This is a genomic window from Pontibacter litorisediminis (assembly GCF_029360645.1).
GTDB classification, from domain to species: Bacteria; Bacteroidota; Bacteroidia; order Cytophagales; family Hymenobacteraceae; genus Pontibacter; species Pontibacter litorisediminis.
Map to the genome: position 1 here is coordinate 330,383 of NZ_JARDUA010000004.1, position 17,566 is coordinate 347,948.

Consider the following 17,566-nt stretch of genomic DNA (forward strand, 5'->3'; position numbering starts at 1 on the left):
GCTTAGCTGGCTTCGGCCATGGCGTTTAAGCTTTGCAGTTCTCGCTGCAGCGCTTGTAGCACCTGCTGCACCTGTGGCTGCACGGCTTCCACTGCCTGCTGCAGCACTGCATCCTCCTGGGTTCCTGTGTGCAGCACCTGTTCCAACTGCATGAGGTGCGGTGTAACTGTTTGCGCTTTTAAGTGCTTAAAGGCGGTGAGCATCTTGTGCGCCATGTTGCCAGCCGCCGCCCAGTCCTGCTCGCTGGCGGCTTGTTGCAGCTGCCCCAGGTTTTGCTCCTGGTCCTGCACCAACACCTCCAGCACAGCGGCCAATGCCTGGTGGTCATCGCCGGTAAACAGGCGCATCTCGCTCAGGTCATACAGCTTTACTTCTTCTTTAGGGGATGGTGCTGCTCCCCCGTCTGTGGCAGGGCGGGCTATACTTTGCTGCTGAACGGGTGCCGCTGCTGGGGCAATAGGTTCGGTCGGCAATGCTTCGGCTATTTTCTGGTGCAGCTCCTGCTCTGTAAATGGTTTTAACACATGGCCGGTGATGGCCGTGTTGTGGAAGAAGCCGGCATCGTTGCTCAGGATGTTAGCCGTAAGCGCAATTATTGGTACCTGCTTGTCAAACTTGCGGATGTTCCGGGCCACCGTTTTGCCGCTCATGCCCGGTAATTGTATATCTGTGAGCACAATATCAAACGAATGCTGGCGTACCAGGTCCAGCGCCTCCTGTCCGTCGTTAGCCAGGTGCACTTGCATGCCCCAACGGCTCAGGATCAGGTCGCAGAGCGTGCGGCTGTAAGCATCATCATCCACCACCAAGGCTTTATACCCTTTAAAGGCAGCTGGCACAGGTACTGCTTCGGCAGGTTGTGCCGGCACAGGCACCGCTTCCTGAGCTACCTGCATCGGCAGCACGATCGTGAAGGTGGTGCCTTCGTTATGCACGCTGTCTACATGCAGGGTGCCTCCCTGTATGTCTATCAGCTTTTTGCTGATGGACAGGCCCAGGCCAGTGCCGCCATACTTGCGCAGGATGGAATCATCGGCCTGGTTAAACTCCCCGAACACATGCTTCAGGCGCTCCTGCGGAATACCGATGCCCGTATCTGCTACGGCTATACTAAGGGCCACGCGGCTTCGGCGGCGGCTCCTTAGCTTCACATCCACTGCTACCTGGCCCTCGTGCGTGAACTTGATGGCATTATCCACCAGGTTAAATAGCACTTGCTTCAGGCGCATGGCATCGGCGTTCAGGTTGTCGGGAATGTTGGCGTCTACCCGGAAACTCAAGAAAATGCTTTTGCTGGAGGCTTTCAGGGCGAAGGCGTGCTCTACCTGTGTGAGTAGCTGGCGCAGGCTGAACGGGGCGCGGTTTATCTGCAGTTTGCCCGCCTCCATTTTAGAGAGGTCCAGCACGTCATTTACGATATGCAGCAGGTGCTGCCCGGCACCGTCTATGGCCTCCAGGTGCTCGGCCTGCTCCGGTTGCAGGGGCGTGTGGCGCAGCTGTTGCGTAAAGCCCAGCACCACGTTCAGGGGTGTCCGCATTTCGTGGCTCATATTGGCAACAAACGCCTCTTTGGCTCGCGCCAGCTTCACCGCCTCCTTCTGCGCCTTTATCAACCTGGATTTATAGTTGTTGCTGCGCGTTAGGTCGCGGAGGATGAGGAGGATGAACGCTATGCCGCTGCCCAGCCCGCCTAAGCCGATGATCAGCATGATCGTGGATGTCTCCTGGGCAACCTGGCGTGCCTCGGCGGAGTTCAGCTGGGCCTTCTCTTGCTCGTGGCGCTCCAGCTCATGCATCATCGCCCGAATCTGGTCCATGATCTGCTTGTCCTGCTGGAGTAGCGCCAGCTCCTGGACCTGTAGTTTTTGGGCCTGCTCATCGGCCTCGCGCTGCACATTGTGCAGGATGCGGCGCACCTGGTTCAGTGGGGCTACCGACACAGCGGCCGTGCTGGTATCGATCTCCACCTCCTGCTTTACCTGTAGCTGGGGCATGATTACCTTTGGCGTTGGAGGAAGCTCAGTGGTGGGCTTCTCCTTCTTGGAGAACAGCTTTCCGAAAAATCCTTTTTTGTCTTCTTTTACCTCCACCTGCTGTGGCACTTCCTCCACTTCCGGCTGATCGGTGCCGTTCAGGTTCAGGCGGTCGGAAATGGTGGTGGTGGTGCTCTTGCGGATAGTGGTGGAAAGGGGCTTCTGCTGTGCCGTGGACGCGATCTGGCGCATGGCCTTGCTAGAGTACGTATGCTCCCGCTGCTGTTTCTTTAGCGCGACATACTGATCAAGGCTTTTGTGCTTTTGCTGTAAGAGGGCCGAAATAGAGTCTACCTGTGCCAGCTCCCTGGGGCTATCCTGCATGAAGAGCTCCAGCGTGTCTATCTGGCTTTGGATGGTGTCCAGGTGGCTCAAATAGGCCTTGAAGTGCTTCTCGTTGGTTGTCAGGGTATAGGCGCGGATGGCACTCTCGGCAGTAGCGATGGTAGAGAGCGTCTGCTGCAGCTCCGACAGCTTATGGTTAGGCTGCGAAAGCATCTCAACAGAATCTAGTAATTTGGTAAAGCTGGCGTATGTGAGGTAGATGGCGGCCGCCACGATGCTCAGAGCCAACGTAAAGCCCACTACCACCTTGGTTTTAATGCTATCCCCGAATATCTTCATGTAGCTAAAATACAGTTTTTTGCGTTGCCAGCAGGTGGCTTAGGTCCTTATAACGCCATTACAACAGAAATGATTACAGAAGGGTGCCGGTTTGGGGGATTTAGTGCGATGTTATACTTGCCAGCCTTTCTGGTGCAAGTCTTCAGATTTGTGTCTTCCCCATAATGTTAAGTCTCTGCTGGCTTCAAAAGCCATACCTTATACTTGGGCTATACTTCACGCCGCAAGCTTTCTCTGGCGCAAGCGTCCGCTTGTGCCTTCGCTGCTGCTTCCAGTAGGTTGAACCAAGCTATCCTTACTAGCTACTGTTCATCCTCAGTCTTAAAAGCCTAATGTTGTATTTCACACTTTCTGCTCTCAAGCCCGAGAAGGCTCGTCTTTGGGCATCGCGCTGTCTACATTTCCTTTGCTGTCGCAATGCCTCGCTCTCGCTCGGCACCGGAAATCTAGAAGGCGCTCAACCCAAAGACTGGGTTCATGTTTCGATAGCCACTGCTGACGGAGCTTGAACCGAACTCCCCTCCTTAGACTACCGAGAACGCGAGTTCGTAGGTAGCGAGCGTAGCTCTGGGGCAGGCCTACATCTGACAGGAACAAGCGGGGTTCTATACTTTATAAACAGCTGTGCCGAAGGAGCTGCGGAGGGTAAAGTGCCAAAATAAAAGCGGCCAGCGGCAAAAGTCATACTTTACCGCTGGCCGCTTGTCGCTGCTTATAGTTTTACCAACTGCTGCTGGCGCCGCCGCCGCCGAAGGAGCCGCCGCCAAAGCCGCCGAAGCCGCCTCCGCCACCCCCGAAACCGCCGCCAAAGATGCCACCGCCGGAGCGGAAAGTACCGAAGCCACCCGGCACGATGACAGGGCCTCCAAAAGTGCGCGCATAGCGCCTGCCGCCGCGGCCGCCTCTTCCGCCGCCACCGAACCTGGAGAGTATAAAGACCACCACCATCACCAGAATGATAATGAGCAGCAGCGATGGGCCTCCACTTTCCTCACCTAGTTGTGATGGATCGGCCTGGTAGGCGCCGCTGGCCAGCTCAATGATCAGGCTCGTAGCTTGGTCGAGGCCCTGGTAAAACTGCCCCTGCGAAAACGCCGGCTTCAGGGTGCGCTCTGTAATGCGTTTGGCAATGGCGTCAGGAATGTACTCCTCCAGGCCGTAGCCGGTCTGAATGGTAACCGTGCGCTCCTCCTTTGCCACAAGTATGATAATGCCATTGTCATACTTGCCGCCGCCCACACCCCAGCGCTCGCCCAGTTCGGCCGCATACTGGTTAGGGTCGTAGCCTCCAATGGAGGTAACCAGTGCCACGGCTATTTGCGTGGACGTGGTGTCGGCGTAGTTTACCAGCTTCTGCTCCAGCGCCTGCTCCTCCTGCGGAGAAAGCATATCGGCATAGTCGTTAACAAGGCGATTGGGCTTAGGCGGAAAGTCGCTGTTTTGCGCAATCGCCCCCAGGCTCAGGAAACAGAAATACAGGAAGAGAGTTAGGTGCTTCATACGTATACTTATTCTCCGAAGGAGACGTCGTCGCTTAGTTCATTGGTGTCGCCGTGGCGGTCGTAGGGGAAGTGTGCCTGCAGCTGCTCGCCGGCCATACGGATGCCTCTTGCCAGTCCCTCGGCATACTTGTTCTGCTTGAAGTATTTTACTGCCTCTGCCGTAATGTCTTCCCAGAAATGATCGGGTACAATGGCGTTGATGCCAGCATCGCCGAGCACCGCAAACTGGTGGTCTTCGAGGGCCACGTAAAACAGTACCCCGTTGCGCAGTTCGGTCTGGTGCATGTGCAGCTCGGCAAATACCTCGGTGGCACGGTCCAGCACATCCTTGTCGCAGGTACTCTCTACGTGCACCCGCACCTCGCCAGAGGTTTTCTGCTCCGCCTCCTGTATGGCCGCCATTATCTTCTCCTCATCGGCAGGAGTTATTATATGTCGTGGCATAAGCTTGGTTGTTGATGGTTGATTGTTACTTGTTGTTAGCCTCAGATGAGCAGTCAACACTGAACAATCAGCAATTTAGAACTCTACCGTTGGAGCTTGTTGTGCGCCGGCCTCTGCCTCAAAGTAGCCTTTTCGCTCGAAATCGAACATGCCTGCTATGAGGTTGCGCGGAAAGGAGCGGATGTAAGAGTTATAGTCTTGTACGGCCTCGTTAAACTTGCGCCGCTCCACGGCAATGCGGTTCTCGGTGCCCTCCAACTGCGCCTGCAGCTCCAGGAAGTTCTGGTTGGCCTTTAGCTCCGGGTACCTTTCCACAGAAACCAGCAAACGGCTCAGGGCTCCGCTCAGCTCTCCCTGTGCCTCCTGGAAACGCTGGATGTTCTCTGGCGTAAGATTATCAGGGCTGATGTTAACGCTGGTGGCCTTGGCACGTGCCTCAATCACGTCGGTAAGCGTTTCGCGCTCAAAGTTGGCAGCCCCCTTTACGGTGTTTACCAGGTTTGGCACCAGGTCAGCACGGCGCTGGTAAGCATTCTGCACATTGGCCCACTGTGATTCTACAGTTTCATCTTTCTGCACCATCGTATTGTAGCCGCACGAGGACAGGGAGCTTATCATCAGGAAGCCAATGAGGTAAAAGAACAGTTTTTTCATGTTTTTAAGTATATGTTTAAACTATACGCTTTTGTATGCCCTAGAGGCGATATCAGTACGAATTTAAGAAACCCTTGTTAGATGCCTACGGTAAATATGTAAAAATTAACACACATGTATATTTACGCGTCGCGGCCGCGGCAACGAGGTACTGCCTGAGGGTCTTTACTTTATAGATTAAAATCAATATATTGCAGGAAATGTATAGTGTATGAAAGCGATTATACCTGTAGCCGGCATTGGTTCAAAGCTTCGGCCACACACGCACACGCAGCCTAAGTCGCTGGTGCCTGTGGCGGATAACACCATTCTGGGCCATATTATTGATAAGCTGCTGGAGGTGGGTATAAGCGATTTTGTTTTCATTATCGGCTACCTGGGCGAGAAGGTGGAGCGGTACGTGCGGCAGAAGTATCCGCAGGCCAATGCTGAGTTTGTGGTTCAGGAACCGCGTGAGGGCCTGGGGCATGCGCTGTGGGTAGCCCGCCACACGTATGAGGAAGAGGAAAGCATCCTCATCATGCTTGGCGACGCGATTGTAGATGTAGACTTGAAAGCCATTATTGAGGCGCCCTACTCGGTACTGGGCGTGAAGAAGGTGGCAAAGCCTTCGCTGTTCGGCGTGACCGAGATGGGCAGCGATGAGTTTGTGGTGAAGGTGGTGGAGAAACCGAAAATCCCGAAGTCGAACTTTGCGCTGGTGGGCCTTTACAAACTCATAAACCCGCAGAAGCTGGTTGCCTCGCTGCAGCACATCATAACAGAGGATATCAGAACACAAGGGGAGTACCACCTGACGGACGCGCTGATGCACATGATTAAGAACGGGGAGAAGATGGTGCCCTGGAGCGTGGACCACTGGTTCGACTGCGGCCGCAAGGAGACGCTGCTGGAGGCCAACGCCACCCTGCTTAGCCGTCCCAAGTTCCGCGACCGCGACTACAGCAGGCTGTGCCCAGGCTGTATCATCATCCCGCCGGTAAGCATAGGCGAAGGCTGTATCATCACCAACTCCATCATTGGCCCGGACGTGGCTATTGGCGACAATACCACCATTACCAATTGCATTTTGAGCAACTCTATCATCGGCTCCTACTCCGAGCTGCGCTTCGCCGTCATGCACGACTCCATCATCGGCAGCGATGCCTCCTTCAAAGGCTTCAGCCATAGCCTCAACATCGGCGACAGCACCGAGATCAACTTTGGGCAGTAGGTTTTTGACAAAAGACTATTAGACAAAAGACATAGGACGTGAAGGAATTCTTTTGTCCTTTGTCCATACTTGCCCCTACAAAAACGTCAGCTCGTTGAGTTGGTCCAGCATCCAGCCGGTGAGGCTGTAGCGGTGACGGGTGGCCACCAGCACCTCGTGTGGGATCAGGTCGGCGCGGAAGCAGGCCAGGCGGCCGGCAATGGGCAGTATGTCCACCTCCTCCTCAGATCCATCCTCCTGCGGCAAGTATAAGCGCAGGTTGCCGCCATGCTCGGGCAGCCAGTCCTCGTTCAGGTAACAGATGAAGGAGAGGCGGCGGTGATCGTTTTCCTTGAACTGATCGATGTGGCGCTGGTACACTGTGCCCGGCGGGTAAACCGTGAAGTGGAATTCATAGTCTTTGAGTCCCAGAAAGCAGGTGCGGTTAATGTAGCGCATCACCTCGTCCATGCGGTCCAGGAAAACGCGCGTCGGCGGTAGTGCCTCTGAGGGCTCAATCCAGCGGATAAAGTCGCCGCGCACCTCCTTGTCTACCGTAAACTGGTCGGCAGAGCCGATGCCGGCCTTTTTGAAGGTGCCCTGCTCCTGGTGGTGCGTCAGCACGTTCAGCAGGTCGCGCACCTCCTGCGGCTCCAGGAAATTGTCAACTATCGCATACCCCTTATCCGACAGCCTGTCGGCAATCTGCTCGAACTTTTGCAGTAATTTCTCGTCTTCCAACTCGTTTAGCATGCGCGTGTAGCTTTGGTTTAAGCTTTTATACTTGGAAGCGAAGGCTTTGGCTGCCGTTTGTAAAAAGCGGGCAAAAGTAATTAAATAATGCATAGCTTGTACAGGTGGCGCTGTTGGAAAATTTTAGGCGGGTATCTTATTGGTAGCCAGTGGGATAGTGCCGCACGCTAGCGCAACAGGAGCTGCAAATTGAGTTAGATTTCGTATCTTGTTTTCCATACAACTATCATCACCCCAAAACAAAACCAAGGCTTAGCCATTATGAGAAAGACAACTGCTTTACTGCTGGCCGGCAGCCTCACGGCTGTGTCGGCTTGCAAATCAACACAAAACGATACAATTGCCACTGGCATGACGACAGAAACAACAGCTACTGCCTCCGCACAGGCAGAAGAAGTACAATTGAACTACCCTGACACCAAGAAAGTAGACCATGTGGACGATTATTTCGGCACCAAGGTAGCCGACCCGTACCGCTGGCAGGAGACGCACGACGAGGCGTTGGACGAGTGGATTGCGCAGGAGAACGAGGTAACCCAGGCCTACCTGAACAGCATCGGCTTCCGCGACGACATTAAGAAGCGCCTGACTGAGATCTGGAACTACCCTAAGTATGGCGCACCGTTCAAAGAGGGCGGCAAGTACTACTTCTTTAAGAACGACGGTCTGCAGAACCAGAGCGTGCTGTACGTGCAGGAGAGCCTGGAGGCGGAGCCAAAAGTATTCTTCGACCCGAACAAGCTGAGCAACGACGGCACCGTGGCCTTAACGGCGCTTTCTTTCTCTAAGGACGGCAAGTACCTGGCCTACGGCACCTCCAGCGGCGGCTCTGACTGGAACACCTACCATGTGATGGAGGCGGCCACGGGCAAGAAGCTGGACGACCAGCTGGACTGGGTGAAGTTCTCGGGCCCGAGCTGGAGCGGCAACGGTTTTTTCTATAGCCGCTACGACGCCCCTACCGAGGGCAACAAGCTGGCCAACAAGAACGAGTACCACAAAGTATACTACCATAAAGTAGGCACGCCGCAGAGCCAGGACCAGCTGGTGTACGAGGACAAGAAAAATGCGCTGCGCAACTTTTACGGCCAGACCACCGATGATGAGCGCTTCCTGATCCTGAACGTGTCGGAAGGTGCCAGCGGCGCCAACGCTTTATACTACAAAGACCTGAAGGACCCGAAATCTACGATCAAGCCGATTGTGGATAACTTCGAGAGTGAGTACAACGTGGTGGATAACTTCGGCGATAAGCTGCTGGTGATGACGAACAAGAATGCACCGCGCTACCGCCTGGTGATGATCGACCCGAAAAAGCCGCAGGAGCAGAACTGGAAAACGGTGGTGCCGGAGTCGGAGAACGTGCTGCAGGGTGTGTCTGCTGTGGGCGGCCGAATTATTGCCACCTACATGAAAGACGCTACAAGCCAGGTAGTGGTATATGACCAAAATGGCAAGCAGCTGAACACCGTGGACCTGCCGACGCTGGGCACGGTGAGCGGCTTCAGCGGCAAGCAGCAGGACAAAGAGGTGTTCTTTACCTTCACCTCCTTTACCTACCCGCCCACCATTTACCGCTACGACGTGCCGAACAACAAGGTAACGCAGTTCCGCAAAACGGAGGTGAACGTGAACACCGATGCGTTTGAGACGAAGCAGGTGTTCTATACTTCCAAGGACGGTACCAAAGTGCCGATGTTCATCGTGCACAAGAAAGGCCTGAAGCTGGATGGCACCAACCCGACGTACCTGTACGCCTACGGCGGCTTTAACATCTCCATGACGCCGAGCTTTAGTATTGCCAACATGCTGTGGCTGGAAAACGGCGGCGTGTACGCTATGCCAAACCTGCGTGGTGGCGGTGAGTACGGTGAGGACTGGCACAAAGCCGGCATGACGCCAAACAAGCAGAACGTGTTCGACGACTTCATCGCGGCCGCCGAGTACCTGATCGACCAAAAGTATACTTCGTCGGAGAGGCTGGCCGTGGCCGGTGGCTCTAACGGCGGTTTGCTGGTTGGCGCCTTCATGACGCAGCGCCCGGAGCTGGCCAAAGTGGCCCTGCCTGCGGTAGGTGTAATGGATATGCTGCGCTTCCACAAGTTCACCATTGGCTGGGCGTGGGTGCCGGAGTACGGCTCTTCTGAGGACGAGGCGCAGTTTAAGAACCTGTATGCGTTCTCGCCGCTGCACAACATCAAAGAAGGCGTAAAATACCCTGCTACCTTGGTGAAAACCGCTGACCACGACGACCGCGTAGTGCCGGCGCACTCTTTCAAGTTCATCTCAGAGCTGCAAGCGAAAGGCGCTCCGGGCAACCCATACCTGATCCGGGTGGATGTGCGTGCAGGCCATGGTGCCGGTAAGCCAACTTCGCTGGTGATTCAGGAGTATGCCGATACCTATGCCTTTATCTACAAGAACATGGGCGTGAATCCATACGCGCAGAACCAATAACACAAGTATAAATCTGCCAATTATACTTCAGCCGCGCCGCCTGCCTCAGGTGGCGCGGCTTTTTTGTTGGTGGCACAGCCTTGCTCCTACTTGCCAGAGGCGGGCACGGGCAGCAGAATTTGCTCAACTCAAAACGAAACCATGGTGTATGCGTTACTGGCATATGCTTTTCCGTATATTTAGAGATAACTATAAATTAGCCGTATGATGCCACAACAAGACAATACCGCAGGCCCAGCAGAGCTTACCTTGGACGTGAGGCTGCTGAACAACCTTTACGCCACGGCTAAGTGGGGGAAAGTGCTGGCGGTGCTCGGGTTTGTATTTTCGGGGTTCATACTTTTGTTCGGGATCTTCATGCAACAGATGCTGGAGTCGCCGGGGGTGGCGGAACGCGCGGCCAACGTAGGGTTCTCGGGCTTTACGGTAGTGGTGTACGCTTTTGTGGCGCTGGTATACTTCTTCCCCTCGCTGTACCTGTACACCTTCTCGGTGCGCCTGCAGCAGGGGGTGCAGCAGCGCAACCGGCAGTTACTTTACAAGGCTGTGAACAAGCTCAAGATCCTGTTCAAGTTCCTGGTGATCATGCTGGTGCTGTTCCTGGTGCTTTTCGGGGTATCGCTTTGGATGCTGGCAACGGGCGTTACGGGCTTCGAGGTGTAGTAGCCGGCTGCCTCAGGAATACGGGGAGCACCTTCTGCTGCAGAAGGTGCTTTTGGTTGGAGCATAGATAATGGGAGGACATCTTTAAAGTATAGGGGAAAATTTATACTTTAAAAGTATCGTTCACCTAGACAAACAAAAGCATATGGAATCAAACTTTTACGAAAACGCGGCAACGCCGCATTCTCTCGGCATCACGCCACCGTCGGCAAGCTACCTGCGGGAGATAGCCAAATGGGGCAAGTTCCTGGCGGTAGTCGGCTATGTGATGATAGGAACCATCGTGCTAGGCGCTGTCTTCGCCGGTTTTATGATGAGCTCGGCGCTAAGTGAGAGCATCGGAGGAACCTTTGTGGGTGGCTTCTTCGCGCTTTTTTACGTGTTGATTGCCTTGCTGTACTTTTTCCCGGTGCTGTACCTGCATCGGTTTTCGGGCAAGATGCAGGAGGCGCTGCAACTGCAGGACGAGGAACTGCTGACCGCCTCCTTCGGTAACCTGAAGTCGCTGTTCAAGTTCATGGGCATCCTTACCATCGTTGTGCTGGGCTTTTATGCGCTGGGGCTGCTGTCCATGTTTTTGGGAGTGGGCATTGGCGCCATGATGTAGGTGTACTTAAAGGGCACCTGTCGTGAAAGCACACCCCGCCACAGGTGTGCTTTTGTTTTTGAGGTGGCAACGGCAGCGATTCTTACGTACCTTAGCATCTGAGCAAGTATAAACAGAGCCATGAAATCATACCCGGGCGAAAGCACCTTTACCGTACGCTCCAGCGAGATAGACTATCGGGGGCAAGCCACGCTGCCGGCCTTGGTGAGCTATATGCAGGAGGCGGCCTGGGCAAACACCCGGGACTTAGGCATCTCAATGTACGATCTGCTGGAGCGGGGGCTGACGTGGGTGCTGCAGCGCATGCGCGTGGAGATGTTCCGCTACCCAGGCCACAACGATAACATAACCGTGGAGACTTGGGCCTCGGGCCGCGAACGCGTGTTTCTGCACCGCGACTTTAGGATCTACAGCGAGGAGCGCGAACTGCTGGGGCAGGCTACGAGCGTGTGGCTGGTCATGGATGTGGTGAAGCGGCAACTGGTGTCGGTGCCTGATTTTATCATGGCGGTGGAGGTAGTGCCGGACAGCGAGCCTTTGCCCTTTGCCAAAGGTAAGCTGCCGCAGTTACAGGAGGCCCGGCACGAGCAGCAGGTGCCGGTGCGCTGGCACGACATCGACCTGAACCGCCATGTTACCAACACCCGCTACCTGCAGTGGGCCCTGGACACGCTACCGCTGGAGGTGCTGGAGCAAAAGCAGCTGCAGCAGGTGGATATCATCTTCAAGGCCGAAGGTGTGCTGGGCGATACCGTGGTCTCGGCTGCTGCCCCGGCAGACGCGGAAGGCCATGCTTATCTGCACAAACTCACCAGCCAGGAAAGCGGCAAGGAACTGGTGCAGGCCGTAACGGAGTGGCGGGAGTTAGAGGGTTCTGAATGAGCGAACCTTTATACGGTACTTCCCACTGTTCCCAGAAAGAGCAGTTTAACCATGCAGCAATTCACGAGTAATATGGAAATACAAATCAGAAAAGGAACAATAGACGATCTGCCGCAGGTGTATGCGCTGATAAAAGAGCTGGCGGAGTATGAGAAGGCACCTAACGAGGTGACCAACACCCTGCTGGAGATGGAGCGTGACGGCTTTGGCGAGAACGCGATTTACAAGTTTTTTGTGGCTGAGGGTGAAGAGGGCGTGGTGGGTCTGGCGCTCTACTATACCGCCTACTCTACCTGGAAAGGCCGGATGCTATTTCTGGAGGACCTGGTGGTGACGGAAAAGCTGCGCCGCACAGGTATCGGCAAAAAGCTGTTTAACGCCGTGGCGCAGGAGGCCCGAGACACCGGGGCCAAACGCTTTAAGTGGCAGGTGCTGGAGTGGAACGAGCCGGCCATTGCTTTTTACAGAAAGATTGGCGCCGCCCTGGATGCCGAGTGGATTAACTGCAGCCTGAACGAGGAGCAGATACGGCAGTTTACCAACTAGCCCGCCTTAAAGCATGGGGGCCAGCGGTTTCATAACCGCTGGCCCCCATGCTTTAAAGTTATACCCTATTTGCGTTCCACATCGCGGGCCACAACCTCCAGCATCGAGCGGAAAACAACATACTTGCCTTGGTAGCGCTCGTGGTGGCGGTTATCAATGCTGGAGGCATGCTCGCGCTGGTACTCCTCCAGGTCCTCCAGGCTGCGGCAGGTATACTGCACGGCATAGGTCGTACCATCGTTGGCTACCTCGTGCATCAGGCGGCTGATCTGGTTGCCCAGAAAATAGCCTGTGCCCATTACTTCCGGGATGTGCACTTCCTGCATCCACTGCAGCCACTCATCAGCCACAGTGTTGTCTATACTTACGGTCTCGTTATACAAAATCATACTACAAAAATACGAAAAACAGGGGTAGAATGGCTAGAAGTATAAAAAAAGGAGCCCCTGCCGGTAGAGCAGGGGCTCCTTTTGCCTTAAAGTCTGTTGTACCTTACTTGCAGCTCCAGCGGCCAACGGTGCCGTCGTAATAGCCTTCCTTTGGGTTGGGCTGATACGCCAGCACCAACGGCTTTGCGTTGGCCTGTGGCTCCAGTTGCAGCTGGCCCTGGCTTAGTTGCAGAAAGATCTCGCCGGTCTCGCTCACCACAGCGCGCAGTGTATTGCCGCTGTTGTTAACCCGGTAGCTGTTGTTGCTGTTAAGGCCGGTGGCCGTAAGCTCCGTCACTCTGTACACTTTCTGCTGTGTGTAGGCTCCTGAACTGGCCAGAACAGCTTTGCTCTGGCTCTCTAGCTTGCCTCCAAACCACAGGTTTTCGCCTAGGCAATTAGAGGTATTGGCAATCAGGTCGAAATAAACCTCATCGGATTGGCTCTGGAAAGAGGCTACCGTAATGGCTGGCACCTCTTTGGAGGCTACCACCGCCACGGTAGGCGTCTGCTGCTCTTTGGCGGCGTCGCGCTCTACGTGGGCAGAGCAGGCGGCCATAAACAGCAGGGGCAGCAGTAGCAAAGCGAATCGGTTTAAAACGGAAATAACAGGAGTAGATATTTTATGCATAGGCAAAAGATATAATTAAATATGTTTTTTTATATATTTAATTATACTACAACTGTGGCGTTAATGTTGCTCCTGTGTTAAGAATTAAATAAAACATGCCCGCTGCAGGCTTTTTGGCAACATTGAGCCGGGGGAGCTGTGCCTGGCGGTGTCGTAAGGTTTGGTGGAGGATGTAAGCTTGCGGCGCTATGGCTTGGCGCATGAAAACCTGTAGGAAGTGCAGGAGTACAATTTTTATAGTAGCTTAGCCACAGGACACATCTAATTAAACCATGGCAGATCTCGGAAAGAAACTACAGCTTAAAAAGGAGCAGCACCTGTTGCTGTGGCAGGCCCCAGAAGCGGTAGTGCAGGCATTGCGGCACGAAGGGTATACGTTTACAAGAGCCGAGGAGGCTCCAAGGGCAGGTGGTTATGACGCCGTGCTGCTGTTTGTGCAGCGCGCCGCCGAGCTGGAGCAGCTGGCACCGCAGGCAGTAGCGCTGCTGCAGCCGGAAGCCTTGCTCTGGATTGGCTACCCCAAAAAATCATCGGGCGTCAAAACAGACCTCACCCGCGACAGCGGCTGGCAGATAGTCGGCCAAATGCAGTTTGAGGCCGTGCGGCAGGTTGCGGTGGATGATACCTGGTCAGCCCTGCGGTTCAGGCACAAGGAGGAGCGAAAGCAGGCTTCCATGTTCGGAGTGGATAGGGCCGGCATTGACCGCAATACCAAAACGGTTGTAGTGCCGGAAGACATGAAAGTGGCGCTGCAGGAGGCTGGCTTACTGGAGAAATTCGAGAGCATGGCCTTTACGCACCGCAAGGAGTATGCAGTAGCGGTGCTGGATGCCAAAAAGCCTGAAACGCGCATGCGCCGCATCGCTAAAGCCGTGGAGGAGGTAGCTAAGAGGAACGTATAGCGTCGTATAGGCAGCCAAAAAAAAGGAGGCGCAACTTATAGAGTTGCGCCTCCTTTCTATTTTGTAACAGGGCTTACTGTTTGCTTATTGGATTGCAATGTTAAAGGTCGCCTCAATGTCGGTTTCACCAACGGTTACATCGCTTTCGTCGTTTTTCAGGCCTTCCTGGTGCTTCAGCGTAACCTTCAGCTTTCCGCTTCCGGTATTGCCCGTAGCCATCCTGGTCATCAGCCCGACAGGGCGGCCGTTATCGTCAAAATCATCCGGCACAATCTTCTGCACCACAACCAGGTCCTCAGACACCTCGAAGAAAACCTCGTGGTCTTCAGCCTCTGCTCTTATTTCATCCTCAATCTTGTCGTTGAAGGTGATGGTGGCGGTATACTGGGTGTTTGGCCGCAGGGTTAAAGTTGGCGTAGAGCCAGCCGTAAAAGTAGCCGTTGCTTGTGCAATGCCCTTGTCTGTAGCCACTGGGTCCAGCGTCAGCGTCATAGAGGTGATGTTTTCTTCCTCCTCAACCGGTGCCGGATCGTCGTCATCGCTGCAAGAGGTGGTAGAGATAAGGAGTGCGCCTAGTAAGAATGCTGTAAGATAAGGTTTAAATAGTTTTTTCATGATATAGGTGTTTAGGAATGTAAAACAATACGAGGTTATACAATAAATGATACTTATTTTTTTGAATTACTGAAATTGAGCGGCACCCGCACGCGCAGCATGAGCATCCGGCCGGGTTCATCGGCGTAGTAGCGCAGCTTGTTCAGGTATTCGCGGTACACAGTGTTTAGCAGGTTATTGCCCGTTATGCCCACCTCTATGGGCTGGTTGCCAAAGTGGACGGTAGTTCCTGCCTCAGCCTTTAAAAGAAAATATGCCTCCGGTGCCGGTGCGAAGTCCTGCTCCGCTTTCTCTGGCACCCGCTTTTGCTCTGCCACATACACTCCCCCCACCGATACGTAGGCGTTGGTTAACTTGCCGTTGTCTGCAGCTGCAAACTCATAGCGCAGGCTGTTGTCAAAGCGGTTGGAAGGCATGTAGATCAGGTAATCGTCGGTGTCGAGGTTGCGGGCGTAGAGCAGCGAGGTTTTCGACTCCAGTACCAATCCAGTGGCGATCTTATAATCCAGGTTGAGGTCCGCACCGGTAAAGGTGGCATCGGCCTGGGTGTACTTAAAGGCAGGGAAAGCACCGCGAACCGTTACAATAGGCTCTGGCTGCGGGGCCAGGTAAATAAAGTTGCTGATGTAGTTGTGGTAAAGACTCAGGGAGCCGTTCAGGCGCGGATTGCTGAAATAATCTACCGAGAACTCCAGGTTGTACGCCTGTTCCGACGTTAAGGTAGGGTCCCCCTCCTCGTACGTGGCCGCACTATGGTGCACCCCCTCGCTGAAAAGCTCGTTAGCGCCCGGCGCCCGCCAGGCCGAGGTGGCACTCAGGCCGAAGGTAAGGTGGTAGCCCACGTCATACATCGCCCCCAAGGTGCCGGATACGTTGTTAAAGTCATACTCCGGTTTGATCAGGGTGCGCTTGCTTTCAGCCTCCTCCTCGTACTTCTTCACCTGCAGGTACCTGTAGTCGTAGCGAATGCCTGCCTCTAGTTGCAGCCTGTCTTTTTTCCACTGCTCGGTGGCAAAGACACCGGCTGTCATACTTGTGTAGTATGGCAGAAAGTCGCTGTACTCGTAGGTGTTTTTCTGGTAGATGGTGCTCACGCCCACTGAGCCAAAAAAATTGCCCAGCGGCTTGTGGTTGAAAACAGCCTCGGTGGTATGCGTGTTTAGCGTAAGCTGCAGCGCTGGCAGGGAGCCACCACCACGGCGCGGCTCGTACTCCTCCCGCAGGTTGCGCTGCCAGCCGTAAACAAACTCCAGCTTCCCTGCCTCGCCCAGCTGCCAGTGCCCCTTGGCCTTTAGCAGGTCGTGCTGCACGTGCTGGTACGGTCGGTCTATGCCGTAGGTAAACTCCGCGTTTGCCGCATTGCTGGGCCTGCCGCGCTCAATGGCATACAGCAAATCCTGCACACTGCCAATGTGCGACTCCCGCAGAATACCCAGGTCGGTGCTGAAGTGGCTGTAGTACAGCTCCGCGCCATACGCCTCCTTGTTGTATCCCACTGCTGCCGAGAAGTTCTGCTCCTTCAGCCCCGTGTTCTCCAGGTAGTAATCCGGCGTTTTGGCATTGCCGGCTTTGCGCAGCGTGCCCTGCAGGCGCCAGCTTAGCGGCGGTACCTTCTCAAAATTACCCTCTACCGTAGCCGAGGTAGCCAACTGGCGGTTGTTGGTGCTGCCCAGCAGGTGCAGGTCTCCGGTGATGCCGGGGGATGTCGGTAGCGCCCTTGGCTCCACCAGCACCACGCCGCCAATGGCATCGGCGCCATAGCGCACGCCGGCGGCGCCTTTTATCACCTTCACCTCGGAGGCCACAAACGGGTCTATCTCCGGTGCGTGCTCTGCACCCCACTGCTGCCCCTCCTGTCGCACGCCGTTGTTGAGCAGCAGCACGCGGTTGCTGTGCATGCCGTGTATCACGGGCTTAGAGATGGTAGGGCCGGTTTGCAGCGAAGTAACGCCCGAAATACCCTTCAATGTTTCGGCCAGGGCCAGGCCGCGCGTCTGCTCCAGCTCCCGGCCGCTCAGGCTCTGCTGTGTCTGGGCCTGCTCGCGCAGGTGCTCACCGGTAACCTCCACTGTGCGCAACATGCGTGCGTCAGCGTGCAGCTGCAGGTCGCGGGTGGCAGAGCCTGACATTCTCACGCTGAAGCTTTCCTTCTCATACCCAACATAAGTCACCTGCAAGGTATAGGGCGCACGGCAAAGCTGATGGAAATGGTAGTTGCCATATTCGTCAGACATGGTGGCGCGGTCCAGCTCAGGGATGTAAACAGTAGCCCCGATCAGCGCCTCGCGCGTGTCGTGGTCCAGCACCTTGCCCGAGAGGGTAAGGCCGCAGTCCTGCTCCGTCTCCTCCGGCAACGGTGCCGGCAACGACTGCGCCTGCACCACCGGTAGCTGCAGCGCCAGTATGGCCAGGGCAAAAAGTATGGTTTTTGGGATCGGTTTCGTCTTTAACACTTCTTCCATTTTCAGCAAAAGAAAAATAACGGCTACAGAAACGTATAGCCAATTGCCTGCTGCGGCTGCATCTTGCCACTGGCAAAAGCATGCCTGCCAGGCTTAAAAGTATGGATAGATGATGTGCAGGCACCGCGGTCATACCAGGCAAAGTATGAGCGGAACCGTGCGGAGCAGCTG

16 protein-coding genes are annotated in these 17,566 nt (G+C 55.0%); 7 read left to right on the plus strand and 9 right to left on the minus strand.

Annotation, left to right across the window (positions count from 1 at the left end; all coding sequences use genetic code 11):
- Positions 1-2 precede the first annotated feature (2 nt).
- The 4 genes from PXG97_RS14880 to PXG97_RS14895 all read right to left on the minus strand — a co-directional run bounded on the left by PXG97_RS14880 (position 3) and on the right by PXG97_RS14895 (position 5,257).
- Positions 3-2,657 (minus strand): ATP-binding protein, encoded by a 2,655-nt coding sequence (locus tag PXG97_RS14880; RefSeq protein ID WP_276498571.1) that lies wholly within the window; start codon positions 2,655-2,657, stop codon positions 3-5.
- Positions 2,658-3,377: 720 nt separating this feature from the next.
- Positions 3,378-4,157 carry a TPM domain-containing protein gene (locus PXG97_RS14885; protein ID WP_276498572.1) on the minus strand — a complete coding sequence of 260 codons (780 nt, stop codon included), beginning with the start codon at positions 4,155-4,157 and terminating at the stop codon, positions 3,378-3,380.
- An 8-nt stretch (positions 4,158-4,165) separates the two neighbouring features.
- On the minus strand, positions 4,166-4,603 hold the full coding sequence (locus tag PXG97_RS14890; protein ID WP_276498573.1) for a TPM domain-containing protein: 438 nt from the start codon (positions 4,601-4,603) through the stop codon (positions 4,166-4,168).
- Positions 4,604-4,678: 75 nt separating this feature from the next.
- Entirely contained in the window at positions 4,679-5,257 is a 579-nt protein-coding gene (locus tag PXG97_RS14895; RefSeq protein ID WP_276498574.1) for a LemA family protein, read from the minus strand.
- Between the two features lie 211 nt (positions 5,258-5,468).
- Between PXG97_RS14895 and PXG97_RS14900 the strand changes: the two genes are divergently transcribed.
- Positions 5,469-6,470: a sugar phosphate nucleotidyltransferase gene (locus PXG97_RS14900; RefSeq protein WP_276498575.1), complete on the plus strand. Its 1,002-nt coding sequence runs from the start codon at positions 5,469-5,471 to the stop codon at positions 6,468-6,470.
- Between the two features lie 75 nt (positions 6,471-6,545).
- On the opposite strand, the gene PXG97_RS14905 is transcribed toward PXG97_RS14900, so the two are convergent.
- Positions 6,546-7,295: a 2OG-Fe(II) oxygenase gene (locus PXG97_RS14905; protein ID WP_276498576.1), complete on the minus strand. Its 750-nt coding sequence runs from the start codon at positions 7,293-7,295 to the stop codon at positions 6,546-6,548.
- Between the two features lie 168 nt (positions 7,296-7,463).
- Here PXG97_RS14905 and PXG97_RS14910 point away from each other — a divergent pair, with 168 nt between their 5' ends.
- The 5 genes from PXG97_RS14910 to PXG97_RS14930 all read left to right on the plus strand — a co-directional run bounded on the left by PXG97_RS14910 (position 7,464) and on the right by PXG97_RS14930 (position 12,357).
- Positions 7,464-9,659, plus strand: coding sequence for a prolyl oligopeptidase family serine peptidase (locus tag PXG97_RS14910; RefSeq protein WP_276498577.1), 2,196 nt, complete (start codon positions 7,464-7,466; stop codon positions 9,657-9,659).
- Positions 9,660-9,863: 204 nt separating this feature from the next.
- Positions 9,864-10,322, plus strand: a complete 459-nt coding sequence (locus PXG97_RS14915) for a hypothetical protein (RefSeq protein WP_276498578.1) — start codon at positions 9,864-9,866, stop codon at positions 10,320-10,322.
- A 145-nt stretch (positions 10,323-10,467) separates the two neighbouring features.
- Positions 10,468-10,929, plus strand: a complete 462-nt coding sequence (locus tag PXG97_RS14920) for a DUF5362 family protein (RefSeq protein WP_276498579.1) — start codon at positions 10,468-10,470, stop codon at positions 10,927-10,929.
- Between the two features lie 120 nt (positions 10,930-11,049).
- Positions 11,050-11,811: an acyl-[acyl-carrier-protein] thioesterase gene (locus PXG97_RS14925; RefSeq protein WP_276498580.1), complete on the plus strand. Its 762-nt coding sequence runs from the start codon at positions 11,050-11,052 to the stop codon at positions 11,809-11,811.
- A gap of 72 nt (positions 11,812-11,883) precedes the next feature.
- Positions 11,884-12,357 (plus strand): GNAT family N-acetyltransferase, encoded by a 474-nt coding sequence (locus PXG97_RS14930; RefSeq protein WP_276498581.1) that lies wholly within the window; start codon positions 11,884-11,886, stop codon positions 12,355-12,357.
- A gap of 65 nt (positions 12,358-12,422) precedes the next feature.
- Here PXG97_RS14930 and PXG97_RS14935 read toward each other — a convergent pair whose 3' ends face one another.
- Together PXG97_RS14935 and PXG97_RS14940 are read right to left on the minus strand one after the other, a co-directional pair.
- Positions 12,423-12,746 carry a DUF4286 family protein gene (locus tag PXG97_RS14935; RefSeq protein ID WP_276498582.1) on the minus strand — a complete coding sequence of 108 codons (324 nt, stop codon included), beginning with the start codon at positions 12,744-12,746 and terminating at the stop codon, positions 12,423-12,425.
- A 103-nt stretch (positions 12,747-12,849) separates the two neighbouring features.
- Positions 12,850-13,368, minus strand: coding sequence for a hypothetical protein (locus tag PXG97_RS14940; RefSeq protein ID WP_276498583.1), 519 nt, complete (start codon positions 13,366-13,368; stop codon positions 12,850-12,852).
- 320 nt (positions 13,369-13,688) lie between these two features.
- On the opposite strand from PXG97_RS14940, the gene PXG97_RS14945 reads away from it, so the two are divergent.
- The gene (locus tag PXG97_RS14945) at positions 13,689-14,318 is read left to right on the plus strand and encodes a YdeI/OmpD-associated family protein (RefSeq protein WP_276498584.1); all 630 of its coding nucleotides are present in this window, start codon (positions 13,689-13,691) and stop codon (positions 14,316-14,318) included.
- A gap of 84 nt (positions 14,319-14,402) precedes the next feature.
- Here PXG97_RS14945 and PXG97_RS14950 read toward each other — a convergent pair whose 3' ends face one another.
- Together PXG97_RS14950 and PXG97_RS14955 are read right to left on the minus strand one after the other, a co-directional pair.
- Positions 14,403-14,933 (minus strand): hypothetical protein, encoded by a 531-nt coding sequence (locus PXG97_RS14950; protein ID WP_276498585.1) that lies wholly within the window; start codon positions 14,931-14,933, stop codon positions 14,403-14,405.
- A 53-nt stretch (positions 14,934-14,986) separates the two neighbouring features.
- On the minus strand, positions 14,987-17,395 hold the full coding sequence (locus PXG97_RS14955) for a TonB-dependent receptor (protein WP_276498586.1): 2,409 nt from the start codon (positions 17,393-17,395) through the stop codon (positions 14,987-14,989).
- Positions 17,396-17,566: the final 171 nt, after the last annotated feature.